The organism is Streptomyces sp. NPDC005494, assembly GCF_042872025.1.
In the GTDB taxonomy this organism is placed as follows: domain Bacteria; phylum Actinomycetota; class Actinomycetes; order Streptomycetales; family Streptomycetaceae; genus Streptomyces.
In genome coordinates this window covers 747154-770273 of record NZ_JBIAJR010000003.1, presented here as the reverse complement: position 1 = coordinate 770273, position 23120 = coordinate 747154, and the positions used below count along the sequence as shown (strand labels likewise).

Here is a 23120-nt window from a genome sequence, read left to right as displayed (position 1 = left end):
TCAGCGGGTGCGACGGGCGAGGTGTTCACGGACACCGAAGACAGCCAGCCACAGGCCGATCACGGCCGCGGCGGTCAGGGCCAGGGGCAGGGGCAGGTGCGCGACCGCTCCGAGGACGACCCCCAGCAGGAGCAGTGCGGCGACGAGGACGAACATGTCCGGTTCTCCCTTCCACCAACTTGAGAGTACGACTGTTCACTGACTTCTGAGTCTAAACCCCCCGGCCCTTCCAGGACTCGGAGAACGGTTGTTTACTGAATGGCATGAGTCACACCATCGGCGTCCGCCAGGCGCAGAAGCTGAAGACGCGTCAGGCGCTGCTCGACGCGGCGCTGGTACTGCTGGAGCACCAGAGCCTGAGCAGCCTGGGCCTGCGCGAGGTGACACGCGCCGTGGGTGTGGCCCCCACCGCCTTCTACCGGCACTTCGACGGAACGGCGGCCCTGGGCGTGGCACTCGTGGAGGAGACCCTGGGGAGCCTGCACGGCATGATCGGCGCGATCCTCGCCGACACGGGCGACAGCGAGGAACGGCTGGACCGCAGCGTCGGCCTGATAGCCCGTCACGTCGCGGCGCAGCCCGCCCACTTCCGCTTCATCGCCCGTGAGCAGCACGGCGGCGTGGGCCAGGTCCGCGAGGCGATCGCCGCCCAGCTGCGCCTCTTCGCCGAGGAGGTGGCACGGGTACTCGGCGAGGAGCCGCAGTCGGCCGGCTGGGACCGCGAGGACCTCCTGATGCTGGGCGGGCTGTACGTCGACCACATGGTGCTGACCGCGTCTGCGCTGCTGGACGCGGGGCCGGAAGGCGAGCAGGAGGTCGTACGGGTGGCGCGGCGCAGACTGCGGCTGGTCACGCTGGGCAGGGCCCACTGGCTGGACAGGCCGTAGGGTCGGCGCCATGAGCGACTGGACGCTGGACCGGAGCTTCACCAGTTCGTCGGGCGCGGTGCGCTGGGCCGCGCTCGGCCCCGAGCAGGCTCCGCCCGTCGTCCTGGTGCACGGCACGCCGTTCTCCTCGTACGTCTGGCGCGGCATCGCGCGGGCGCTGGCCCAGGACCACCGGGTGTACGTGTGGGACCTGCCCGGTTACGGCTCGTCGGCGCAGTACGCCGAGCAGGACGTGACCCTGCGCGCCCAGGCCTGGGTGCTCGTCGAGCTCCTCGAACACTGGGGGCTGGGCCGGCCGGCCGTCGTCGCCCATGACTTCGGGGGGTGTGTCGCCCTGCGCGCCCACCTCCTGCACGGCGCCCGCTACCGCCGCCTCGCGCTCGTCGACCCCGTGGCCCTGGCCCCCTGGGGTTCGCCCGCCTACCGGCTGCTCGGCGACCGGGGCGAGGTCTTCGGCGCACTGCCGCCGGACCTGCACCGGGCGCTGGTCACCGAGTACGTGCGCTCCGCGAGCCACCAGGGGCTCGGCCCGGCCGTGCTGGACCGGCTCGTCGCCCCGTGGTGCACCGAGGAGGGCAGGCCCGCCTTCTATCGGCAGATCGCGCAGAACGACCAGCGCTTCACCGACGAGATCCAGCACCGTTACGAGGATCTGGAGCTGCCCGTCCTCGTCTGCTGGGGCACCGAGGACACCTGGATCCCGGTCGCCCGCGGCCATGAACTGGCCGGGATGATCCCGGGCGCCGAGCTGCGGCTGATCGAGGGCGCGGGCCACCTCGTCCAGGAGGACGCACCGGCCGAGCTGACGGCTGCCCTCACCCGTTTTCTGCGTACAACTCCGTGACGGAGGAGGCCGCTTCGGCGAGGATGCGACGCGCCTCGGGAGGCGACAGCACTTCGACGTCCGCCCCGAAGGAGAGCAGGGAACGGGCCCACCGCACGTCGGGCACCGCGAGCTCGGCCAGCAGCCACTCCCCCGGCGGCTCCTCCTCGGGCTCGGGGCGGCCCGTCAGCAGGCCCGCCTGGAGGCGTACGAAGAGGTCGAGCCGGGAACGGCGTACGCGCAGCCGGAGCCGCACGTCGCCCGGCCGCTCCTCGACCTGCCGGCGCAGTTCCTCCCAGACGTCGGCGAGTTCCACGCCCGCCCGGCGTTCCACGGGTTCCTCGGTGCGGACCGCGCCCTTCACCCGGTCCGCGCGGAAGAGCCGGGGCGCGCCGTCGCGGTCGGCGACGAGGTACCAGACACCCGCCTTGACGACGAGGCCGTACGGATCGACGGTGTAGACGCGCGGGGTGTCCGTACCGCTGTGCCGGTAGTGGAGCAGCAGCCGCCGGTCGGCGAGGACGGCGTCGTGGAGTTCACCCACGTCCACGGCGGCGTGCGGGCCGCTCATCCAGCGGACCGGGTCCACCAGGATGCGGCGGCTCGTCTGCTCGGCGGCGGGCCGGTGCGGAGCCGGGAGCGCGGCCATCACCTTGCGCAGGGCGGAGCCGAGCGCGGCGTCGAGCCCCAGGGCCGCGTGGGCGCCCTGCGCGGCGAGGACGAACAGGGCGCGCGCCTCGTCGGCGGTCAGCCCGGTGACATCGGTACGGAAGCCCGGCAGCAGCGCGATCCCGCCGTTGCGCCCCCGCTCCGCGTACACGGGCACACCGGAGGCCGAGAGCGCCTCGACGTCCCGGTAGACGGTGCGTACGGAGACTTCGAGGCGCTCGGCCAGCTCACCCGCGGTCACCAGGCCGCGGGTCTGGAGCAGCAGCAGGATGGAGAGCAGCCGGTCGGACTTCACCGCTCCATCATGGCGCCGGGCTCAGCCGCGCGGCGCGCGGGCCAACTGGCGGGACTGGGCGACGAGACGGCCGGCGCTGTCCCAGACGTCCGCGTCCTCCTCCAGGAAGCCGCCCGCGAGGTTGCGGGTGGTGATGGAGACACGCAGCGGCCCGGGGGCGGGGCGGCACCGGATGTGGGTGGTGAGCTCGATGGTGGGCGTCCAGCCCTTCAGTCCGAGCTCGAAGGAGGTCGGCGGCAGCGCGTCCACGGTGAGCAGCAGCGAGAGCGGGTCCGCGTCACGGCCGTCGGCGAGAGCGAACCAGCCGCGCATCTCACCCTTGCCGGACGGAGCGCCGACGGCCCAGCCGATCGTGGCCGGGTCGATCCGGACGTCGAGCCGTTCGGTGATGGCGGAGCTGCCGGGGATCGGCGCCGTACCGTCGCTCGAACCGAGGCACTGCTCCAGCGGCGGCATGGCGGGCGGCTCCGCCGACGTACGGATCTCGTCGCTGAGGCCGTCCAGGTCGCCGTAGGTGGCCAGCACACGGATGCGTTCGATCTCGGTGCCGTCCTCGGCGAACTGGAAGAGCGAGGCCTCGCCGGTGGAGAGCGTGCGGCCGGTGCGGACGACCTGGGTACGGATCACCGCGGGGCCCGGCACGGAGGCCGTGAGGTAGTGCGCGGAGACCGAGAAGGGGTCGGGGTGCGGGAGCGCCTCGCCGAGCGCGCGGCCGAGCATGGCCAGCAGATATCCGCCGTTGACCGCGTGGATGATCGTCCAGCCCGCGGAGAGCTCGGCGTCGTAGACGCCCTCCTGCCGGAGGGTGACGGCGGTGTCGCGGTCGAACTCGCTGTCACCGATGGTCGCCTGTGTGCGCGACTCGTGCGCTGCTGCCTGTGCCATGGAGTGCACGCTACACCGATCGTATTACTGAGCGGTAGCTTTGTGTTGCGGTCAGATGACGGCCGGGTTCTCCTCCGCCGTCGCCGAGCGCCGGTTGTAGGCACGCGGGGCGCGCCAGTGGAACCGCATGGCCAGCAGCCGCAGCACGAAGGCGGCGACGGCGGCGGTACCGCTGGTGTAGGCGTTCAGGGCGTCGAAGCGGATGCACAGCACCACCATGACGGCGCCGACGATGGCGGGCACGGCGTACAGGTCGCGGTCCCAGCGCAGCAGCGAGGGCACCTCGTTGGCCAGCACGTCGCGCAGCACGCCCCCACCGACGGCGGTGGCGAGCCCGAGGGCGGCGGACGAGGTGAGGCCGAGCCCGTAGTCGTAGGCCTTGACCGTGCCGGCCACGCAGAAGAGCCCGAGCCCGGCGGCGTCGAACACGTTGACGCCGACCTGGATCCGCTCGACGTGCGGGTGCAGGAAGAAGACCAGGCCGGCGGCGAGCAGCGGCGTCAGGAAGTAGCCGAGGTCCGTGAAGGCCGCTGGGGGCAGGGCGCCGATCATCACGTCACGGAAGATCCCTCCGCCCAGCGCTGTCACCTCGGCGAGTACCGCGATGCCGAAGACATCGAAGTTCTTCCGGACGGCGAGCAGGGCACCCGAGATCGCGAAGACGAAGATTCCGACGATGTCGAGCGCATGCTGGACGGAGGGGGTGAAGAGTTCGTTGAGCACCGGGCAATTGTGCCGGTACTACTCCTTGGGCTCCGCCTCCGCACCCGTGGACGGTGCGGCGGGCGCCTCGTCGCCGGCGGCCGTGGCCGCCTTCTCCGGCGTGGCCGTCTCCTCCGGGCCGGAAGACGCGGACGCCTCCTCCGCCTCGGCCGCCTGTTCCGGCGCGGACGCCTCGGCCGCCTTCTCCGTTGCGGGCACCTTGTCCGCCTCGGCCGCCTTCTCCGTTGCGGGCACCTTGTCCGCCTCGGCCGCCTTCTCCGTTGCGGGCACCTTCTCTGGAGCGGACGCCTTCTCCGCCTCCGCCGCCTTCTCCGGCGTGGAAGGCGCCAACGCCTCCTCCGCCGCAGCGGGCACCGCGGCCGGCTCCGGCGTGACCGGCTCCGCCGCGGCCGCCGACTTCACCGTGATGACATCGGCCGTGAGCGGCGCGTCCCCCGGTGCCTGGTCCTCGCCGTTCTCCGGGTGATGGCACGCCACCTGGTGTCCGGTCTTCAGCTGGAGCAGCGGCGGCTCCGTCGTGGCGCAGACCTGCGTCGCCTTCCAGCACCGGGTGTGGAACCGGCAGCCGCTCGGCGGCGAGATCGGCGACGGCACATCGCCCTTGAGCAGGATGCGCTCGCTCTTGGCGCCACGCCGGCGCGGGTCCGGCACCGGAACCGCGGACATCAGCGCCTTCGTGTACGGGTGCATCGGCGCCTCGTACAGGGAGCTGCGGTCGGCGAGTTCGACGATCTTGCCGAGGTACATGACCGCGATCCGGTCCGAGACGTGGCGGATGACCGAGAGGTCGTGCGCGATGATCATGTACGTGAGCCCGAGCTCCTCCTGGAGGTCGTCCAGGAGGTTCACGACCTGTGCCTGGATCGACACGTCCAGTGCCGAGACCGGCTCGTCCGCGACGACCAGCTTCGGCTTCAGCGCGAGCGCGCGGGCGATGCCGATGCGCTGGCGCTGGCCGCCGGAGAACTCGTGCGGGTAGCGGTTGTAGTGCTCGGGGTTGAGCCCCACCAGTTCCAGCAGCCGCTGGACCTCCGCCTTCACGCCGCCCTCGGGCTTGACGCCCTGGAGACGGAAGGGGGTGCCGACGATCCCGCCGACGGTGTGGCGCGGGTTCAGCGAGCCGTACGGGTCCTGGAAGATCATCTGGATGTCGCGGCGCATCGGCCGGAGCCGCCCCGCGGACATGTGCGTGATGTCGCGTCCCTGGAACTCGACCTTGCCGCCGGTCGGTTCCAGCAGGCGGGTCACGAGCCGGCCCATGGTCGACTTGCCGCAGCCCGACTCACCGACCACGCCCAGGGTCTCCCCGGGACGCACGTCGAAGGTGAGCCCGTCCACGGCCTGCACCGCGCCGACCTTGCGCTTGAGCACGCCCTTGGTGATCGGGAAGTGCTTGACCAGGCCCTCGACCTTGAGGAGCGGCTCCGACCCGGACCCGTCGGACCCGGCCGCGGTGGACGCGGGAGTCTTCTTGTTCAGATCAGTCACAGCTTCGGCGCAATCTCTTCGGTCCAGATACGGTCACGCTGCTCGCGCGACATGTGGCACGCGGAGTAGTGCCCGTCGCTGACCAGTTGCAGCTCAGGACGCTCGGTGCGGGTGATGTTGTCCGGCGGAACGTCGGCGTACGGGCAGCGCGGGTGGAAGGCGCAGCCGGACGGGACGTTGATCAGGCTGGGCGGCGAGCCCTTCACCGGGATGAGCCGCTCGGTCTGCTCCCGGTCGATGCGCGGCATCGACCCGAGCAGACCCCAGGTGTAGGGGTGCTGGGGCTCGTAGAACACCTTCTCGGCGCTGCCGCGCTCGATGCAGCGTCCCGCGTACATCACGAGCAGGTTGTCCGCGATCTCGGCGACCACGCCGAGGTCGTGGGTGATCATGACCACCGCGGAGCCGAACTCCTTCTGCAGATCACGGATCAGGTCGAGGATCTGCGCCTGGACGGTGACGTCGAGGGCGGTCGTCGGCTCGTCCGCGATGAGCAGCTGCGGGTTGTTGACCAGGGCCATCGCGATCATGGCTCGCTGGCGCATACCGCCGGAGAACTGGTGCGGGTAGTCCTCGTAGCGGCGGTGCGGCTCGGGGATCCCCACCCGGTCGAGCATCTCGATCGCGCGCTTCTTCGCGGTCTTCTTGTCGACCTTGTTGTGGACCCGGTGGGCTTCGACGATCTGCGCGCCGATGCTGTAGTACGGGTGCAGGGCAGACAGCGGGTCCTGGAAGATCATGGCCATCTTCTGGCCGCGCAGCTCCCGCACCCGCTCCGGGCCGGCGCCGATGAGCTCCTCGCCGTCCAGCCAGATCTCGCCGTTGATCCGGGCCCGCTCGGAGGTGTGCAGGCCCATGATGCCCAGCGAGGTGACGGACTTGCCCGAACCGGACTCGCCGACGATGCCGAGGGTCTGACCGGCCTTCAGGTCGAAGCTGACGCCGTCGACCGACTTGACCAGACCGTCGTCGGTGTCGAAGTGGACGCTGAGGTTGCGTACGGAGAGGAATTCCTTGCCGTCGCCGGACCTCTGTGCCGGAACGGTGTCCGCCGCCGGGGAGTCCTTCTTGATTGCGTCGCTCATGAGAGCCTCACCCGGGGGTCGATCGCGGCGTACACGAGGTCCACCAGCAGGTTGCAGATGACGATGAAGAAGGCGGCGACCAGGGTCACGCCCATCACCTTGGGCAGGTCGGCGGTGGTCACGCCCTGGATGGCGAAGGCACCCAGCCCCTGGAAGGAGAAGACCCGTTCGGTGATGACCGCGCCGCCGAGCAGCAGCGCGAAGTCCATGCCGAAGATCGTGACGAGCGGGGTGAGCGCCGAGCGGAGCCCGTGCTTCACGACCACCTTGCGTTCCTTGAGGCCCTTGGCCCGCGCGGTCCTGATGTAGTCCTCACCCATGGTCTCCAGCATCCCGGCCCGGGTGAGCCGGGCGTAGAGCGCGGAGTACAGGAGGGCGAGGGTGCACCAGGGCAGGACCAGGCTGCCCGCCCACTCGACCGGACTGTCGGCGAACGGTACGTACTCCCCGTTGCCGAACAGCGCCAGGACGACGAGGCCGGTGAAGAACATCGGCAGGGAGACACCGGCGAGGGCGACGCCCATGGAGAGGCGGTCGAAGAGCGAGCCCCGCTTCAGCGCGGAGACGACGCCGATCGCGACACCGGAGGCGACCCAGATGACCGCGGCACCGACGGCCAGCGACAGCGTGACCGGGACGCGGTCGACGAGCTGCGGCCAGATCTCGGTGTGCGTCTTGAAGGAGTAGCCGAAGCACGGGGCGTTGCAGGTGACCGGGTCGGGGCCGAACTGGTAGTCGGCGCCGACGACGATGCCCTTGATGAAGTTCCAGTACTGGACGTAGAGGGGCTGGTCGAGCCCCAGGTTCTTCTTGACCGCGGCGATGACGTCCGGGTCGGGGCTCTTCCCGACGTACTGGGCGGCCATCGAGTCGAGGGTCTGTCCACCGAGCCGGGGGACGAGGAAGAAGATCGCGAACGTGACTGCGCTGACCACCAGCAGCAGCAACACCGCGGCGAATACGCGTCGGATGATGTACGCAGCCACAGCCGTGCGGCGCCGGGCGGGCGGACGGGGTACGCCCGCCGGCCCGGCGCCTTCACCTGCCTTTCAGGGGATGCTGTCGATGAACAGGTGTTACTTGGTGGACGTCATCAGCACGTAGTCGTACATGCCGAGGTACGCGTCCGTGACCGTGACGTTCGCCGCGGAGTCCGGGCGGTAGAGCAGGTTCTTGCGGTAGACGAGCGGAACGAGGGAGGCGTTCTCCATGACCTTCTGGTCGACCTCGCCCCACGCGGCGTTACGCGCCGTGGTGTCCACCGTGCCGATGCCCTTGACCAGGGCCTCGTTGACACCCTTGTCGTCGAGCTCCATCAGGTTCGTGCCACCGGACGGCTTGATGGCCGTGCCGTTCACGATCTGGTCAAGGAAACCGAAGCCGGTCGGCCAGTCGGCGCCCCACTGCATCATCATCATGCCCGCGTTGTTCTTGTGGACCCACTCGGGCACACCCGCGAAGTCGGTGAAGTACTTGTCCGACGGGAACTGCTTGATCTCGGCGGTGATGCCGATCGCCTTCAGGCTGCCCTGGAGCTGCGTGGCGGCGGTGATCTCGTCAGGACGGTCCGAACGGGCCGTCAGCGTGGTCTTGAAGCCCTTGGGCTGACCGCACGCGGTCAGGTGCTCCTTCGCCTTGGCGACGTCGCCCTTGCTGCCCTCGGTCGGGTACAGGTCGAACTTCTTGTACCCGGCGACGGTCGGCGGGATGACCGTGGTGGCCGGGTCACCCTTGACGGAGCCACCGATGGAGTCGATGAGGCTCTGCTTGTCCACGGCGTACTGGACGGCCTTGCGGCACTCGATGTTGTCGAACGGCTTCACGTTGACGTTCAGCGCCAGGTACTGCAGGACGCCGGCGTACGGGTTGTCCGTCTTCGCCTTCTCGGCGGCCTTCACCAGGACCTTGGGCTGCGTCTTGGACTGCAGGCCCGTGCCCGCGACGTCCGCGGTGGTGACGTCGTTGAGCAGGTGGTCGTCGACCGTGGTGGGGTTGACGTTGAGCTTGAGCTCGATCTTGTCCGGCAGCGCCTTGCGGATCGGGTCCGTCTTCGCGTCCCACTCCGGGTTGCGGACCAGGGTCGCGCCCTTGCTCTCGTCGTACGCCGAGAACTTGTACGGCCCCGAGGAGACCATCTTCTGGACGTAGCTGGCACCCGTGTCGGACTTCTGCGGGACCGGAGCGGTCTGCGAGAAGGCGGCGAGGTAGTCCATGTCGGCGAACGGCTTGTTCAGCTTGAAGACGATCGTGTAGTCGTCCGGGGTCTCGATGGACTTGAGACCCTCGGCGGACTTGTCCTTGTACGGACCCTTGTACTTCTCGCCGCCCTCGAGGTAGGCCTTGAAGTACGTCGGGCCGTTGGACAGGGCCTCCGGCGCGAAGTTGGAGCGCTCGACGGCGTACTTGACGTCCTTCGAGGTGATCTCGGTGCCGTCCTCGAACTTCACGCCCTTGCGGATCGTGTACGTCCAGGTCTTGGCGTCGTCACTGGCCTTGCCGAGACCGGTGGCGAGGTCCGGGACGATCTCCAGGCTCTCCTTGCCGGCGGCCGGCTTGAAGGTCACCAGGGAACGGGCGTACAGGCGGGAGAAGTTCTGCACCCAGCCGTAGTACGTGTTACCGGGGTCCAGGGAGTCCGGGCCACTGGAGTGCTCGAAGGTGACCGTCCCCCCCTTCTTGTCGGTCGCGTTGACGATGCTGGTCAGAGCGGCGTCCGCCTTGGCGTTGCCCCCACCGCCGTTGCTGTCACCGCCCGAGTCACTGCTGCTGCACGCCGATGCGCCGAGCGACACCGCCACGGCCACGGCTATGGCCGCTGCTGTCTTTCTGTTCTGCATGCTGAGGAAAGCCCCCTCGCTAGTCCGGTGCGGCACTGCCTGCCGCGATTACTTGCCACGAGGGTCGAGTGCGTCACGCAGCCCGTCCCCCAGCAGATTGAAGGCCAGCACGGTGATGAAGATCGCCATGCCGGGGATGACCATGAACATCGGGTCCACCTCGTAGAGGTCGACCGCCTGGGTGAGCATGCCGCCCCATGACGCCTGCGGCGGAGCGATACCGACGCCGAGGAACGACAGGGAGGCCTCGAAGAGGATGTTCGTGGGGATCAGCAGCGTCGCGTACACGAGGATCGGCGCGATCAGGTTCGGCAGCAGCTCGCGGAACAGGATGAACGGTCCGCGGGCGCCGAGCGACCTGGCCGCCTCGACGAACTCACGCTCGCGCAGCGACAGGGTCTGCGCGCGGACGATACGGCCGATGTAGGGCCAGCTGAAGAAGCCGATCACGAAGATGAGGACCGCGATCCGCAGCGTGAGCCCTTCCATCCCGAAGGCGTTGCCCTGCAGGGAGGCGGAGATGGAGATCGCGAAGAGGAGCAGCGGGAAGGCGAGGAAGGTGTCCATCAGACGGCTGATGAAGCTGTCGACCCAGCCGCCGTAGAAACCGGCGACGACACCCATGACGACGCCGATGACGACGGACAGCAGGGTGGAGCCGACGGCCACGACCAGGGAGACCCAGGAGCCTTCGAGGATGCGGGCCAGGATGTCGCGTCCGGTCTGCGGTTCCACGCCGAGGGGGTGGTCCCAACTGATGCCGCCCAGGGCGCCCTTGGGCGCCAGCATGACGGGGTCGACCAGGCTCTGGTTGAACGCGTTGGGGTCGAGCCCGAGGAGCGACTGGAGCGGCTTGGACAGGACGGCGGTGAGGATCAGCAGCACGACAACGATGCCACCGGCCATCGCGGCCTTGTCCCGCTTGAAGCGGGTCCAGGCGATCCGGCCGAGCGAACGGCCCTCGATCTCCTTGCGCCCGGCGCCTTCCAGCACCGTTTCGGGCCGCGCGTCCGCCCCGGTGGTCTCGATCGGTGCCGTCATTGCGCTGGAGACCCCTCTCGGCCGGCGGATGGCCGGCCTGTGACCGCCGCTGTAGCGGCTCGTACAAAACGTGACACAAGTGGTGGTGTGCGGCCGAACGGACCCTGTTTGAAAGAGGGATGCGCCGGGCAGGGAACCACCTGCTGTGTGGAGTCTTCAACCACTTTGCGATCACCCGCCAGACCTGACGGGGAATGTTTGCTCAAACGTGATGCTGCCTAGGGGCTTCCGTTATCCGGACAGCCGTGCTTGCTGAGCGGACCTCTCGGTCACTAATCCGCTATACCGGACATGACACCCAACTGCGCCGAACAGGTCATCAATTGACCGTGCGCCCGGTGGGCACCGGCTCTCCCGCCGGCGCCGGGGGACCGCGCCGACGGGCGGTCAGTAGGCGCGCGGAGCCTGGCCGGTGGGGGGCGGGTAGCCGTAGCCGGGGACGGCGGGTGCCTGGGCGTGCGCCTCGCGGTCGTAGAACGGCCGGGAGTTGGCCTGCAGCCACATCGCGACGGGGTCGTACTCGTCGGACATCGAGACCGTGGAGACGGGCAGCCCGTCGGGAACGGCCCCGATCGACTGCTGCATCATCGCCCGGACCGCGTCGACGGACGGCCGCCCCGTGTCGTAGAGGTCGAGACCGATCGCGAGGTACGGGACTCCGAGCGCGGGCTGCACCCAGGCCCGGCGGAGCGCCCTGACGGCGGGGGTGCGGTGGGCGTTCTGCGACAGCAGGGCGTAGAACTGCGGGATCTCGATGGCGGGTTCGGTGAGGCGCAGCGGCCCCGCGGGCATCCGGTCGAGACCCGTGGCGATGCGCCGCAGGTCCAGCCAGGGGATGCCGACGCCGCCACCGGGGGCGTGCGGGTTGAGCCAGATGCCCCAGCGGTCGGGGAAGAGCGCGCGGGCGATGTCGCGGCCCGTGGTGACCTCGTGGGCCCTGTTCCAGCCGCTGGCCGAGAGCTCCTGCGCGGAGGTCACGCACGGGGCGTAACCGAGGCCGTCGACCTCCATGTTGCCGTACTGGGCGTCGGGGGCACCCGCCGTCCCGTGCCAGAGCAGCATCCAGACCTGGCCCTCCGCCAGGGACCGCAGCAGCGCCTCGTAGGCGTCGAGGCGCCCGGGGGTCACCTGACGCAGCAGGTGCTCGACGTCCTCCCGAGCCCTCGGCTCCGCCCGAACAGGGGAGCCCCCGTCGGCCGCCCCCGTGCCTGACGCACTCACCCTGGGTCCCGCCCCTCTTCGATCCGCTGTTGAAGCATGCTTCGCGGTGCTGTCGTCCCGCTCCCGGGCACATGGGGCGGCCTCGTCATCCAACCAGCTTATGCGCCGCCTCCGACACCTTCCGGGCGCCACGTGGCGGTGCGGGCCCCCGCCCTCAGTGGCCCTCGCGCCGGTAGAACGGGCGTACCTTTTCCAGCATCCAGTCGCCCACCGGGTCCTGCGCCACGTCCAGCAGGACGAGATTGACCGGCCAGGGCACCTGTATCCGGCCCAGCGCGCGGCCGAGCGCCTCCATCGGGGCGCTCTGCCCCGCGCCCTCCCAGGTGGCGAACTCGACGCCGACGAACAGGACGGGGCTGTCGCCCTCGATGCTGGCCAGCGCCCTGCGCGCCGTGCTCACCACGCCGGTGTCCTGGAACTCCGCGGACACCGCGGCGAGGAAGTCGACCGGGTCCTCCTTCCAGTCCGGCTCGTACAACCGCACCCGGCCGCCGCTCGCGGGGCCGTCCAGCGGTGTGCGCCCGGCCCGGCAGAGCTCGGCCACGGCGGACGGGGGAAGAGGCACGCCGACCGCGCCGCCCGGATTCACCGCGATGCCGAGCTGCGGCGGCAGCCCGCGGGCGAACTCGCGCGCGGGCGCGACGGTGAAGGAGAGGTGGGAGCCGACGCACTGGAGGAACTGCCCCTCCGAACTGAACACGGGGACGAACGCGGCGCCGCCGATGTCGACCGTCGGCAGGTCGAGGTCGGGGCTGTCCGGGCCGCCGCCGTTGGGGAGGGGTACCCAGATCTGGCTGCGGCCGAGCACCTCGATCAGCCGGCCGGCCGCTCCGGGGACGCCGAGCGAGGCGGTGAGCACTTCTTCGAGCTCGTTGGCCGGCCATCCCTGCGACGGATGGGGCGGCGCCTGGGCCGGAATGTCCACGGTGTCTGAGTCCTTTTCTCGCCATGCGGTGCGGCAGAAACCTTAGACCGGCTCACGCCTCGCCCGCAGTGCCGCAGGCCGGAGCCCCGTCCGGCTCCCGCGTACCGTCCAGATTGCGGACAGGTGGCCGGACTGCCGCGAACTGTGCGTATGCGAACGGTGACGCCGGGGGCTCTCACCCGCCGGCCCCCGGGACCCGCACCACGAATGTCCGGCCCGTCGTCCCTACTCCTGCCCCGAACGCGCCTCCGGGAACGAGATCCGCCCGATGGCCCCGGCCGTCTCCCGGTCGATCAGCACCGCCGACGCGCACCCCGGAGGGAGCAAGCCCTGCTCGGTGTCGCGCAGCAGCCTGCCCACCGCGCGGCGGTGACGGGCGAAGGCGTATCCGGAGACACCGCGCCCACGCTCCCGCTGGCCCTGCCGGGCCACCTGCGGGGTGACGTCGAGCAGCACGAGATGCAGGGTCCTGCCCCGGCGCCGGGCCTCACGCGCCAGCCAGCGCCGCACCCAGGCCTGCGTGCCGCAGTCGTGGACGACGACCGAGACGCCCGAGCGCAGGGCCCGCCACAGCCCCGCGTAGTGCGCCGCACGCACCAGCGGGCGGTAGAGCGCGTACGGGAGTAAGGCGGGCAGGGTGGCGGCCCAGCGGTCCCGGGTGTCCTGGGAGTCGATCGCGTGCCCCTGCACGGCCCGCCGGATCAACGTCGACTTCCCGCTGCCGGGCAGGCCCGAGACCACGACGACGTCACCCGCCGCGAAGTCCAGGACGGCCGGGCCGTGAGCGCCTCCGCCCCGCAGATCACGCACCACCGGAGCCGGCCCGCCCCCCAGCTCCCGGGCGGGTGCGCCCGGCTGCTGGGGCATCGCGCCGCGCGCCGCCCCCGCGGTCGCCGCGTAACGCTGCAACGTCATCGTCTTCCCCCTGCCGAGTCACCCACTGACCTGCCCAAGAAGTGTAAAGAAAAGGTAATGCGGCACAACCGCTTCCGGTCGCACGTGTCGTGACCCGCACCCGTGCGGACCTGAACGCCCCACTCTCCCGCAATGCGTGCGATGATGACCCCGCCAACTGCATACCGGCCGTTTGAATCCGCGCGGGAGAGTCCCGGACACCGTGTGCGCCGGGCGCCGAAGGAGCAAGTTCCTCCCTTGAATCTCTCAGGCCCCGTACCGCGTGGATGAGGCAGATCTGAAAAGCGGGCCGCTTCGCGGCTCCACCCAAGGTGCAAGCCGACCCTGAAGGGGATGCCCCCTCCAGGACCCTTTCAGGGGCTCTCGGCGAACCTCTCAGGTTCCGATGACAGATGGGGAGGGAAATCCCCTGTCGTCATGCCCTGGAGCCATGTCCATGAGCACTGCCCCGAGCGCCGCCCCCCGTCAGACCGCCCTCGACGCCCTGCACCGGTCCCTGGGTGCGACCATGACCGATTTCGCCGGCTGGGACATGCCGCTGCGGTACGCCAGCGAGCGCGACGAGCACAACGCCGTGCGCACCCGGGCCGGACTGTTCGACCTGTCGCACATGGGCGAGATCACCGTCACCGGTCCGCAGGCCGCGGCCTTCCTGAGCTACGCGCTGGTGGGCAACATCGCCACCGTCGGCGAGGGCCGGGCCCGCTACACGATGATCGTCGCGCAGGACGGCGGAATCCTGGACGACCTGATCGTCTACCGCCTGGCCGGCGACGAGTACATGGTGGTCGCCAACGCGGGCAACGCCCAGCTCGTCCTCGACACCCTCACCGAGCGCGTCGCCGGCTTCGACGCCGAGGTGCGGGACGACCGCGACGCCTACGCGCTGATCGCCGTCCAGGGCCCCGACTCCCCCGCCGTACTGAAGTCGGTCACGGACGCCGACCTGGACGGACTGAAGTACTACGCCGGGCTCCCCGGAACGGTCGCCGGTGTCCCCGCGCTCATCGCCCGCACCGGCTACACCGGCGAGGACGGCTTCGAGCTCTTCGTAGCCCCCGGCCACGCCGAGCAGCTGTGGAAGGCCCTGACGGAGGCCGGGACGCCGTACGGCCTGATCCCCTGCGGGCTCTCCTGCCGGGACACGCTGCGCCTGGAGGCGGGCATGCCGCTGTACGGGCACGAGCTGACCACCGCGCTGACGCCGTTCGACGCCGGCCTCGGCAGGGTCGTGAAGTTCGAGAAGGAGGGCGACTTCGTGGGGCGTGAGGCGCTGCTCGCAGCCGCCCGGCGCGCCGAGACCGCCCCGCCCCGCAAGCTCGTCGGCCTGGTCGCCGAGGGCCGCCGGGTACCGCGCGCCGGTTTCCAGGTCGTGGCCGGCGGGGAGGTCGTCGGCGAGGTCACCTCCGGGGCCCCGTCCCCGACCCTGGGCAAGCCGATCGCCATGGCGTACGTGGACGCCGCGCACGCCGCGCCCGGCACCGAGGGTGTCGCGGTCGACATCCGGGGCACGCACGAGCCCTACGAGGTCGTCGCGCTGCCGTTCTACCAGCGCCGTAAGTGACACCGCGCCCCGCGCACGTGACGCAGTCGTGTCTCACACCGTAAGACCACCGTTCATCAGCACTCCCCCGCGTACAGGAGAATTCAGGTCATGAGCAACCCCCAGCAGCTGCGGTACAGCAAGGAGCACGAGTGGCTGTCGGCCGTCGAGGACGGTGTGGCCACGGTCGGTATCACCGAGTACGCGGCCAACGCGCTCGGCGACGTCGTCTACGCCCAGCTCCCGGAGGTCGGTGACACGGTGACCGCGGGCGAGACCTGCGGTGAGCTGGAGTCGACCAAGTCGGTCAGCGACCTGTACTCGCCGGTGTCCGGCGAGGTGACCGCGGCGAACCAGGACGTCGTGGACGACCCGTCGCTGGTGAACTCCGCCCCCTTCGAGGGCGGCTGGCTGTTCAAGGTGCGCGTCGCGGAGGAGCCGAACGACCTTCTCTCCGCCGACGAGTACACCGCGTTCTCCGGCAACTGAGACCCAAGGGACCCACTGATGTCGCTTCTCAACTCCTCCCTCCACGAGCTGGACCCGGACGTCGCCGCCGCCGTCGACGCCGAGCTCCACCGCCAGCAGTCCACCCTCGAGATGATCGCCTCGGAGAACTTCGCTCCGGTCGCGGTCATGGAGGCTCAGGGCTCCGTCCTCACGAACAAGTACGCCGAGGGCTACCCCGGCCGCCGTTACTACGGTGGCTGCGAGCACGTCGACGTGGTCGAGCAGATCGCGATCGACCGCATCAAGGCGCTCTTCGGCGCCGAGGCCGCGAACGTCCAGCCGCACTCCGGTGCGCAGGCCAACGCCGCCGCGATGTTCGCGCTGCTGAAGCCGGGCGACACGATCATGGGTCTGAACCTGGCCCACGGCGGTCACCTGACCCACGGCATGAAGATCAACTTCTCCGGCAAGCTCTACAACGTGGTCCCGTACCACGTCGACGACACCGGCGTCGTGGACATGGCCGAGGTCGAGCGCCTCGCCAAGGAGTCGAAGCCGAAGCTCATCGTGGCCGGCTGGTCCGCCTACCCGCGCCAGCTGGACTTCGCCGCCTTCCGCCGCATCGCGGACGAGGTCGGCGCGTACCTGATGGTCGACATGGCGCACTTCGCGGGCCTGGTCGCCGCGGGTCTGCACCCCAACCCGGTGCCGCACGCCCACGTCGTCACGACCACCACGCACAAGACCCTCGGCGGCCCGCGCGGTGGCGTGATCCTCTCGACGCAGGAGCTCGCCAAGAAGATCAACTCCGCGGTCTTTCCCGGTCAGCAGGGTGGTCCGCTGGAGCACGTGATCGCGGCCAAGGCCGTCTCCTTCAAGGTCGCGGCGGGCGAGGAGTTCAAGGAGCGCCAGCAGCGCACCCTGGACGGTGCCCGCATCCTGGCCGAGCGCCTGGTGCAGCCGGACGTCACCGAGGTGGGCGTCTCCGTGCTCTCCGGCGGTACGGACGTCCACCTGGTCCTGGTCGACCTGCGCAACTCCGAGCTGGACGGCCAGCAGGCCGAGGACCGGCTCCACGAGCTGGGCATCACGGTCAACCGGAACGCCATCCCGAACGACCCCCGGCCCCCGATGGTCACCTCGGGTCTGCGCATCGGCACGCCGGCGCTGGCCACCCGTGGTTTCCAGGCCGAGGACTTCACCGAGGTCGCCGAGATCATCGCGGCCGCGCTGAAGCCCGCGTACGACGCGGACGCCCTCAAGGCCCGCGTGACCGCGCTGGCCGAGAAGTTCCCGCTGTACCCCGGCCTCAAGTAGTCACCCGCAGTTTGCACACAGGGTGGGGGCACCACGCACACTGAACACAGTGAGCGCGGTGCCCCCACCCCTTTGCCCCGCGTTCCCGGGCCCACCCGGCCCGTCCCGCACCACCCGGGCGGACAACGACGTCCACCAACGCCTTAGGAGTACCCCCGTGGCCCTCTCGGTCTTCGACCTCTTCTCGGTCGGTATCGGCCCGTCCAGTTCCCACACGGTCGGCCCGATGCGTGCGGCCCGCATGTTCGCCCGCCGCCTCAAGAACGAGGGCCTGCTGGTCCACACCGCGTCGGTCCGCGCCGAGCTGTACGGCTCGCTCGGTGCGACCGGCCACGGACATGGCACGCCCAAGGCCGTCCTGCTCGGCCTGGAGGGCGAATCGCCCCGCACGGTCGACGTCGAGGGCGCCGACGCCCGCGTCGAGGAGATCCGCGCCTCGGGCCGCATCAATCTGCTGGGCGTGCACGACATAGCGTTCGACGCCGACGAGCAGCTGGTCCTGCACCGGCGCAAGGCACTGCCGTACCACGCCAACGGGATGACCGTGGGCGCGTACGACCGCGACGGCGCCGCGCTGCTGGAGAAGACGTACTACTCGGTGGGCGGCGGCTTCGTCGTCGACGAGGACGCCGTGGACGGCGAGAACCCGATCGTCCCGGACGACACGGTCCTCAAGCACCCCTTCCGCACCGGCGACGAGCTGCTGAGGCTCGCCCGGGAGACCGGCCTGTCCATCTCCTCCCTCATGCTGGAGAACGAGAAGGCCTGGCGGACCGAGGACGAGATCCGCGCCGGGCTCCTGGAGATCTGGCGCGTCATGGAGGCCTGCATCGCGCGCGGCATGTCCCGCGAGGGCATCCTGCCCGGCGGCCTGAAGGTCCGCCGCCGGGCCGCGAACTCGGCAAGGCAGCTGCGCGCCGAGGGCGCCCCCCAGACGCACGCGATGGAGTGGATCACCCTCTACGCGATGGCGGTCAACGAGGAGAACGCCGCCGGGGGCCGTGTCGTGACGGCCCCGACGAACGGCGCGGCGGGCATCATCCCGGCGGTCCTGCACTACTGGATGAACTTCGCCGCGGGCGGCTGCACCGAGGCCGAGAAGGACGACGGCGTGGTCCGCTTCCTGCTGGCGGCGGGTGCCATCGGCATGCTCTTCAAGGAGAACGCCTCCATCTCCGGAGCCGAGGTCGGCTGCCAGGGCGAGGTCGGCTCCGCCTGTTCCATGGCCGCCGGCGCCCTGGCCGAGGTCCTCGGCGGCTCGCCGGAGCAGGTGGAGAACGCCGCGGAGATCGGCATGGAACACAACCTGGGCCTCACCTGTGACCCGGTCGGCGGCCTGGTCCAGATCCCCTGCATCGAACGCAACGGCATGGCCGCGGTCAAGGCGGTCACGGCGGCGAAGATGGCGCTGCGGGGCGACGGCAGCCACAAGGTCTCCCTGGACAAGGTCATCAAGACCATGAAGGAGACGGGCGCGGACATGTCCGTGAAGTACAAGGAGACCGCGCGCGGCGGGCTCGCGGTGAACATCATCGAGTGCTGAGGTTTTAGGCCTGACCAGTGCGTTCGTATCTTTCAGCGCTGTCAGGGCCTTCCGGACGGTGGGCACCGGGGACCGCAGGGGTTCGCGGGCTGAGGCCCGGTGGGCCTGGAGGTCACGGCCGTTCGAAGAACTGGAGAAGACCGCCGGCGGAGAAGCAGAGGGCACCGGTGAGGGTGCCCCAGTCGGCGACGTCGGCGTTGATCAGGCTGCCGGTGGCCGGGCGGGTGTACGCGGCGAGTGCCGAGACCATGAAGAGGACGGAGCCGAGCTGGTTCACGGCGACGATCCACCACCCCAGGTCGTGCGGCAGCAGGCGCGGCCGGCCGTGGCAGATCTCGACGACGGCGAGGTGCCCGGAGATCAGGAAGAGCAGGCAGCCGATCATGTCGGGCGCCCAGACCAGGCGGTCGATCTGTTGCACGGTCAGACCGTGCAGGAAGGAGTCGAGCAGGTCGACGGCGAAGACCAGGGTGCCGGCGAAGAGGGTGAAGGTGCTCAGCCAGTCGGCCCGCGAGGGCTCGTAGCTCCACCACCGCCAGCGCGGGGTGACCAGGACGCCTTCGCCCCCTGGTACGTGGCGAGGCGCGTTGATCACCTGGAGCAGGGAGACGTAGCCCCCGGTGTTGAAGCACAGGCCGCCGGCGAAGTAGACCGACGCGCAGGTGGTGGCGTCGCCGGAGCCGAACTGGGCGACGGCGGCTCCGGCGGCGAAGAGCGCGCCGCCGAGGACGAAGGCGGTGGCGGCGATCGCGTTGAGCCTGCGCAGCCGGGCGACGGCGGTGTGGTCGGCGCGGGCATGACGGGCGGTGGCCGCCCCGGGTGGCTGAACGGTGATGAGCCCGCGCCGCCGGGCGAGCCGGGACTCCCAGCGCGCGCTGCCGCCACCGGGTGGCTGCCAGGTGAGACGTGTCGTGAACGGCCCGGCGCCCTCGGCGTGCTGTTCGGGCCGGCTCATGCGGGCGGGAGGGCAGCGGTGCCGCCCCTCTCCTCAGCCCCGTCCACCTGCGGGCGGGGGCCGTCTCCCGCTTCACTCATGGCATCTCCCCAGATCTCTGAGGCGTGGGCGCCGTCGCCCACGGCCCCTTGACCCCGCCGACTCTGCCAGAGCTGATCGGAGGCGGCCCGGCGGTGGAGCACGCGTTCGTCCGATCAGCGGACGGGCGGGCACCCGGCGCCGAGGCGTCGGCTTCCCGTCGGCCGCTCCCAGGGCCTCCGCCGGGTCCCGCCCGGCCCCGTCCGGACGCCGTTCGGACCGTCTCACCGCACCGCCCCCCTCGCCACGCCCCGGTCGGGGACCAGACCTCTGCAGGCCGGCCCTCTGCCCGTCGGCCCTCTGCCCGTCGGCCCTCTGCCGGCCGGGCCCTCGGAGGCGACGTACGTCACATCCGCGCCGTGTCACATCCGCGGGCCCCCGTTCCGTCGAAGCGGTGTAAGCAACGACGACAGCACGGGAGTGCATCATGAACGCTCGCCTGAACCTCTTCGAGAGCCCTCTCTCCGGCCAGTTCCTGAGGCACATCAACTCGGCCGGCAAGGTGCTCTCGGACTCGGGGCTGCCGGCCGCCACGCAGGAGCTGGTGAAGATCCGCGCGAGCCAGATCAACGGCTGCGGCTTCTGCACGGACATGCACACCAAGGACGCCGCGAAGGCCGGTGAGACCCCGACGCGCCTCCACCTGGTCGCGGCCTGGCGCGAGGCCACGGTGTTCACCGACGCCGAACGCGCCGCTCTGGCGCTGACCGAGCAGGGCACCCGGATCGCCGACGCCGCCGGAGGCGTCACGGACGAGGTCTGGGCCGAGGCCGCCGAGCACTACGACGAGGACCAGCTCGCCGCGCTGACCGGCCTCATCGCGCTGATCAACGCCTACAACCGCATGAACGTCATCGTCCAGCAGCCCGCGGGCGACTACCAGCCCGGCCAGTTCGGCTGAGGACGCGGCAACCCGGCTCCCCGGGGCGTGCGGTCCGTGGACCGCACGCCCCGGGGAGCCGCGCTTGACAGCCATGTCCCGCAAGAACCATGATTCCATTAATTGACTAATGGAATTGAGGCGAGGCGCGTGGCTGAGACGAACATTGCGGGCGAGGGCCCGGGCCCCTGGGCCATGGAGGCCCGAGGGCTGGGCAAGCGCTACCGACGCGGCTGGGCGCTGCGCGACTGCTCCTTCCGGCTGCCGGCCGGGAGGATCTGCGGGCTCGTCGGGCCCAACGGGGCGGGCAAGAGCACGCTGCTCGGCACGGCGTCCCGGCAGTTGGCACCTTCGGAGGGCGAACTGCGGGTCTTCGGCGTGCCGGTGGACGATCCGGCGGTGATGCCGAGGTTCGCCTACCTCGGGCAGGACAAGCCGTTGTTCAAGCGGTTCACCGTGGCGGAGACACTGCGCATGGGCGGCGAGCTCAACCCCGGCTGGGACGCCGGGGCGGCGGAGCGGATCGTGCGCTCGGGGGACGTGCCGATGCACGCCGCGGTCGGGACGCTCTCCGGCGGCCAGCGCACCCGGGTCGCCTTCGCGCTCGCCTTCGGCAAGCGGCCCGACCTGCTGCTGCTCGACGAGCCGATGTCGGACCTCGACCCGCTGGCCCGGAACGAGATGAGCACCCTGCTGATGGCGGAGGCCGTGGAGCGCGGCACCACGGTGGTGATGTCCTCGCACCTGCTGTCCGAGCTGGAGGACATGTGCGACTACCTGCTCGTCCTCGCCGGCGGCCGGATCCGGATGGCCGGGGACGCCGACGCCCTGGTCCCCGCCCACGCCCTGGTGACCGGGGTGACCAGGGACGGCGGACTGCCCGCCGCCCTGACCCGGCACACGGTGATCGAGAAGCGTGTCCAGGGGCGGCAGTTCCAGGCCATGGTGCGGCGCGACGGCCCGCTCTCCGGGGACTGGCAGGTCTCCGAACCCAGCCTGGAGGAAGTGCTGCTCGCGCATCTGCGCTCACCGGACGCACCCGCGCTGTTCACGCCGGGCGCACAGCCCGAGACCGAAGGGGCCAGGACCACATGAGCACCACCCTGACCGGAAAACCGACCGCACGGTCCGCCCGCCCCGGGCTCCTGCGCGGGCTGACCTGGCTGGTCCTGCGCCAGCACCGGGCCGCGCTGGGCTGTCTCCTCGCGCTGACGGTGCTCTGCTCGCTCTGGATCGTCTACCAGCGCGGCCAGTTGACCGAGCTGCTCGACGCCCAGGGCTGGCCGGAGAAGACGGTGCCGCAGCCCGTCGTGGGCGCGGGCTACCGCAACCTCACCGCGCTGCTGGGACTGCTGCCCGGCGTCCTCGCCGTCTTCCTCGGCGCCCCGCTGATCTCCGCGGACCACGAACAGGGCACCGCGCAGCTCGTCACCACGCAGTCCGTCACCCGCCGCCGCTGGCTCGTGGCGAAGCTCGGCTGGTGCTTCCTGATCACCCTGGTGGCCTGCTCGGTGCTCTCCGCCGTCTTCACCTGGTGGTGGCGGCCCCACCGCTCGGTCCTGCCGGACATCTGGATGGACCCCTCGGTCTTCGACAACACGGGCCCCGTGCTCCCCGCGCTCGCCCTGTTCCTCACCGCCGCCGGTGTCACGATCGGCGTCCTGCTGCGCCGGGTCCTGGCCTCCATGGTCGTCACCCTCGTCTTCTGCGTGGCGGCACAGACCGTGTGGGGCATGGTCCGGGACCGCCTGGCCACCCCCCGGACGATCACGTACCCGCTGGACGCGGACGTCCCCGCACGGCTGCATGACGCGTACGAGGTGGACCGATGGGTCGCGAGCGCCGACGGGCAGCTGTACGGATGGGGGTCGTGCGCCGAGGCGACCGAGCAGGCATCGCGGGCGTGCGTCGAGGAGAAGGGCATCGTCGACAACGTCTTCCAGTACCTCGATCCCAGCCAGATGGCCGCCATGCAGTGGACCGGGGCGGGCGTCCTGCTCGCCGGCACCGTCGCCCTGACGGCGTTCACCCTGTGGTGGGCGTCCCGGCGTCCGCTGTAGTACCGGCCACCGTGCTCTACGTAAAATGTCGGCATTCGAGCGGAGGGTGATGTCCGTGGTCGTGTTCCGCATCGACAGACGCAGCGGCGTGGCGACGTATCTCCAGATCGTCCGGCAGGTCGAACAGGCCCTGCGGATGGGCGCGCTGGAGGAGGGGGACCGTCTCCCCACGGCCGCGCAGGTCGCCGCCACCACCAAGGTCAACCCGAACACGACGCTCAAGGCCTACCGCGAGCTGGAGCGTGCCGGGCTGGCGGAGGTCCGTCAGGGGGCGGGGACCTTCATCACGCGCACCCTCCTGGAGCCGGGTTCCGGTCCTCGGTGGCCGCTGCGCGACGCGCTCGACGAATGGCTGCACCAGGCGCGTGCGGAGGGGCTCGGCGGCGAGGAGGTCCAGGCTCTTTTCCGGACGTCCTTCGAGGCCGTCTATCCCCCGGCGGCGGAGGACTGAGCGTGCCCGGCCCCGTCGGCCCCCGCACCCGGTGCGCCCGGTCCGCCAA

The 23120-nt window shown here is 70.6% G+C and carries 23 protein-coding genes and 1 riboswitch; of the genes, 10 read left to right on the top strand and 13 right to left on the bottom strand.

Going from position 1 to position 23120, the window contains the following annotated elements; genetic code table 11:
- Positions 1-156 carry a hypothetical protein gene (locus ACFYQ6_RS13400; RefSeq protein WP_356738535.1) on the bottom strand — a complete coding sequence of 52 codons (156 nt, stop codon included), beginning with the start codon at positions 154-156 and terminating at the stop codon, positions 1-3.
- 107 nt (positions 157-263) lie between these two features.
- On the opposite strand from ACFYQ6_RS13400, the gene ACFYQ6_RS13395 reads away from it, so the two are divergent.
- Positions 264-887: a TetR family transcriptional regulator gene (locus tag ACFYQ6_RS13395; protein WP_388762933.1), complete on the top strand. Its 624-nt coding sequence runs from the start codon at positions 264-266 to the stop codon at positions 885-887.
- 10 nt (positions 888-897) lie between these two features.
- Complete coding sequence (locus ACFYQ6_RS13390; RefSeq protein WP_388762931.1) at positions 898-1731, top strand: alpha/beta fold hydrolase; 834 nt, start codon at positions 898-900, stop codon at positions 1729-1731.
- On the opposite strand, the gene ACFYQ6_RS13385 is transcribed toward ACFYQ6_RS13390, so the two are convergent.
- From ACFYQ6_RS13385 to ACFYQ6_RS13335, 11 genes are all read right to left on the bottom strand, one after another.
- Positions 1703-2674, bottom strand: a complete 972-nt coding sequence (locus ACFYQ6_RS13385) for a YafY family protein (RefSeq protein WP_361573924.1) — start codon at positions 2672-2674, stop codon at positions 1703-1705. The two genes, ACFYQ6_RS13390 and ACFYQ6_RS13385, sit on opposite strands and share 29 nt — an antisense overlap.
- Before the next feature lie 21 nt (positions 2675-2695).
- Complete coding sequence (locus ACFYQ6_RS13380; protein ID WP_361573922.1) at positions 2696-3559, bottom strand: thioesterase family protein; 864 nt, start codon at positions 3557-3559, stop codon at positions 2696-2698.
- Between the two features lie 51 nt (positions 3560-3610).
- Positions 3611-4282, bottom strand: coding sequence for a trimeric intracellular cation channel family protein (locus ACFYQ6_RS13375; RefSeq protein ID WP_361573920.1), 672 nt, complete (start codon positions 4280-4282; stop codon positions 3611-3613).
- An 18-nt stretch (positions 4283-4300) separates the two neighbouring features.
- Complete coding sequence (locus ACFYQ6_RS13370) at positions 4301-5770, bottom strand: ABC transporter ATP-binding protein (RefSeq protein WP_388762928.1); 1470 nt, start codon at positions 5768-5770, stop codon at positions 4301-4303.
- A complete protein-coding gene (locus ACFYQ6_RS13365; protein ID WP_361573918.1) occupies positions 5767-6855 on the bottom strand; it encodes an ABC transporter ATP-binding protein in 1089 nt (362 codons plus the stop codon). The genes ACFYQ6_RS13370 and ACFYQ6_RS13365 overlap by 4 nt, the downstream gene beginning before the upstream one ends.
- Complete coding sequence (locus tag ACFYQ6_RS13360) at positions 6852-7841, bottom strand: ABC transporter permease (RefSeq protein WP_361573916.1); 990 nt, start codon at positions 7839-7841, stop codon at positions 6852-6854. Before ACFYQ6_RS13360 ends, ACFYQ6_RS13365 begins: the two co-directional genes overlap by 4 nt.
- Before the next feature lie 90 nt (positions 7842-7931).
- Positions 7932-9692, bottom strand: a complete 1761-nt coding sequence (locus tag ACFYQ6_RS13355; protein ID WP_361573914.1) for an ABC transporter substrate-binding protein — start codon at positions 9690-9692, stop codon at positions 7932-7934.
- A gap of 48 nt (positions 9693-9740) precedes the next feature.
- On the bottom strand, positions 9741-10733 hold the full coding sequence (locus ACFYQ6_RS13350; RefSeq protein WP_356738517.1) for an ABC transporter permease: 993 nt from the start codon (positions 10731-10733) through the stop codon (positions 9741-9743).
- A gap of 387 nt (positions 10734-11120) precedes the next feature.
- Positions 11121-11954 carry an enhanced serine sensitivity protein SseB C-terminal domain-containing protein gene (locus ACFYQ6_RS13345; protein ID WP_388762926.1) on the bottom strand — a complete coding sequence of 278 codons (834 nt, stop codon included), beginning with the start codon at positions 11952-11954 and terminating at the stop codon, positions 11121-11123.
- Between the two features lie 154 nt (positions 11955-12108).
- On the bottom strand, positions 12109-12879 hold the full coding sequence (locus ACFYQ6_RS13340; protein WP_361573911.1) for an enhanced serine sensitivity protein SseB: 771 nt from the start codon (positions 12877-12879) through the stop codon (positions 12109-12111).
- 225 nt (positions 12880-13104) lie between these two features.
- Entirely contained in the window at positions 13105-13794 is a 690-nt protein-coding gene (locus ACFYQ6_RS13335; RefSeq protein WP_361573909.1) for an AAA family ATPase, read from the bottom strand.
- Between the two features lie 173 nt (positions 13795-13967).
- Positions 13968-14065: riboswitch (glycine riboswitch) on the top strand.
- A gap of 165 nt (positions 14066-14230) precedes the next feature.
- Between ACFYQ6_RS13335 and gcvT the strand changes: the two genes are divergently transcribed.
- The 4 genes from gcvT (at position 14231) to ACFYQ6_RS13315 (ending at position 18647) form a co-directional block, all read left to right on the top strand.
- Positions 14231-15358: a glycine cleavage system aminomethyltransferase GcvT gene (gene gcvT, locus ACFYQ6_RS13330; protein ID WP_361573907.1), complete on the top strand. Its 1128-nt coding sequence runs from the start codon at positions 14231-14233 to the stop codon at positions 15356-15358.
- A gap of 90 nt (positions 15359-15448) precedes the next feature.
- Positions 15449-15826 (top strand): glycine cleavage system protein GcvH, encoded by a 378-nt coding sequence (gcvH, locus tag ACFYQ6_RS13325; protein ID WP_356738509.1) that lies wholly within the window; start codon positions 15449-15451, stop codon positions 15824-15826.
- A gap of 18 nt (positions 15827-15844) precedes the next feature.
- Positions 15845-17104 carry a serine hydroxymethyltransferase gene (gene glyA / locus ACFYQ6_RS13320; protein WP_361573905.1) on the top strand — a complete coding sequence of 420 codons (1260 nt, stop codon included), beginning with the start codon at positions 15845-15847 and terminating at the stop codon, positions 17102-17104.
- A 157-nt stretch (positions 17105-17261) separates the two neighbouring features.
- A complete protein-coding gene (locus ACFYQ6_RS13315) occupies positions 17262-18647 on the top strand; it encodes an L-serine ammonia-lyase (protein WP_361573903.1) in 1386 nt (461 codons plus the stop codon).
- 112 nt (positions 18648-18759) lie between these two features.
- Here ACFYQ6_RS13315 and ACFYQ6_RS13310 read toward each other — a convergent pair whose 3' ends face one another.
- Positions 18760-19602 carry a hypothetical protein gene (locus ACFYQ6_RS13310; RefSeq protein ID WP_361573900.1) on the bottom strand — a complete coding sequence of 281 codons (843 nt, stop codon included), beginning with the start codon at positions 19600-19602 and terminating at the stop codon, positions 18760-18762.
- A 505-nt stretch (positions 19603-20107) separates the two neighbouring features.
- Here ACFYQ6_RS13310 and ACFYQ6_RS13305 point away from each other — a divergent pair.
- The 4 genes from ACFYQ6_RS13305 (at position 20108) to ACFYQ6_RS13290 (ending at position 23071) form a co-directional block, all read left to right on the top strand.
- Entirely contained in the window at positions 20108-20581 is a 474-nt protein-coding gene (locus ACFYQ6_RS13305; RefSeq protein WP_361573898.1) for a carboxymuconolactone decarboxylase family protein, read from the top strand.
- 174 nt (positions 20582-20755) lie between these two features.
- Positions 20756-21655 carry an ABC transporter ATP-binding protein gene (locus ACFYQ6_RS13300; protein WP_361574131.1) on the top strand — a complete coding sequence of 300 codons (900 nt, stop codon included), beginning with the start codon at positions 20756-20758 and terminating at the stop codon, positions 21653-21655.
- On the top strand, positions 21652-22620 hold the full coding sequence (locus ACFYQ6_RS13295; RefSeq protein WP_361573896.1) for an ABC transporter permease subunit: 969 nt from the start codon (positions 21652-21654) through the stop codon (positions 22618-22620). Before ACFYQ6_RS13300 ends, ACFYQ6_RS13295 begins: the two co-directional genes overlap by 4 nt.
- A 25-nt stretch (positions 22621-22645) precedes the next feature.
- Positions 22646-23071, top strand: coding sequence for a GntR family transcriptional regulator (locus ACFYQ6_RS13290; RefSeq protein WP_361573894.1), 426 nt, complete (start codon positions 22646-22648; stop codon positions 23069-23071).
- The last annotated feature ends 49 nt before the right edge of the window (positions 23072-23120 follow it).

Coding starts and splice junctions, on each gene's coding strand:
- ACFYQ6_RS13400 (WP_356738535.1), bottom strand. CDS start 156: ATGTTCGTCCTCGTCGCCGCACTGCTCCTGCTGGGGGTCGTCCTCGGA.
- ACFYQ6_RS13395 (WP_388762933.1), top strand. CDS start 264: ATGAGTCACACCATCGGCGTCCGCCAGGCGCAGAAGCTGAAGACGCGT.
- ACFYQ6_RS13390 (WP_388762931.1), top strand. CDS start 898: ATGAGCGACTGGACGCTGGACCGGAGCTTCACCAGTTCGTCGGGCGCG.
- ACFYQ6_RS13380 (WP_361573922.1), bottom strand. CDS start 3,559: ATGGCACAGGCAGCAGCGCACGAGTCGCGCACACAGGCGACCATCGGT.
- ACFYQ6_RS13365 (WP_361573918.1), bottom strand. CDS start 6,855: ATGAGCGACGCAATCAAGAAGGACTCCCCGGCGGCGGACACCGTTCCG.
- ACFYQ6_RS13355 (WP_361573914.1), bottom strand. CDS start 9,692: ATGCAGAACAGAAAGACAGCAGCGGCCATAGCCGTGGCCGTGGCGGTG.
- ACFYQ6_RS13350 (WP_356738517.1), bottom strand. CDS start 10,733: ATGACGGCACCGATCGAGACCACCGGGGCGGACGCGCGGCCCGAAACG.
- ACFYQ6_RS13335 (WP_361573909.1), bottom strand. CDS start 13,794: ATGACGTTGCAGCGTTACGCGGCGACCGCGGGGGCGGCGCGCGGCGCG.
- gcvT (WP_361573907.1), top strand. CDS start 14,231: ATGAGCACTGCCCCGAGCGCCGCCCCCCGTCAGACCGCCCTCGACGCC.
- gcvH (WP_356738509.1), top strand. CDS start 15,449: ATGAGCAACCCCCAGCAGCTGCGGTACAGCAAGGAGCACGAGTGGCTG.
- glyA (WP_361573905.1), top strand. CDS start 15,845: ATGTCGCTTCTCAACTCCTCCCTCCACGAGCTGGACCCGGACGTCGCC.
- ACFYQ6_RS13310 (WP_361573900.1), bottom strand. CDS start 19,602: ATGAGCCGGCCCGAACAGCACGCCGAGGGCGCCGGGCCGTTCACGACA.
- ACFYQ6_RS13305 (WP_361573898.1), top strand. CDS start 20,108: ATGAACGCTCGCCTGAACCTCTTCGAGAGCCCTCTCTCCGGCCAGTTC.
- ACFYQ6_RS13300 (WP_361574131.1), top strand. CDS start 20,756: ATGGAGGCCCGAGGGCTGGGCAAGCGCTACCGACGCGGCTGGGCGCTG.
- ACFYQ6_RS13295 (WP_361573896.1), top strand. CDS start 21,652: ATGAGCACCACCCTGACCGGAAAACCGACCGCACGGTCCGCCCGCCCC.
- ACFYQ6_RS13290 (WP_361573894.1), top strand. CDS start 22,646: ATGTCGGCATTCGAGCGGAGGGTGATGTCCGTGGTCGTGTTCCGCATC.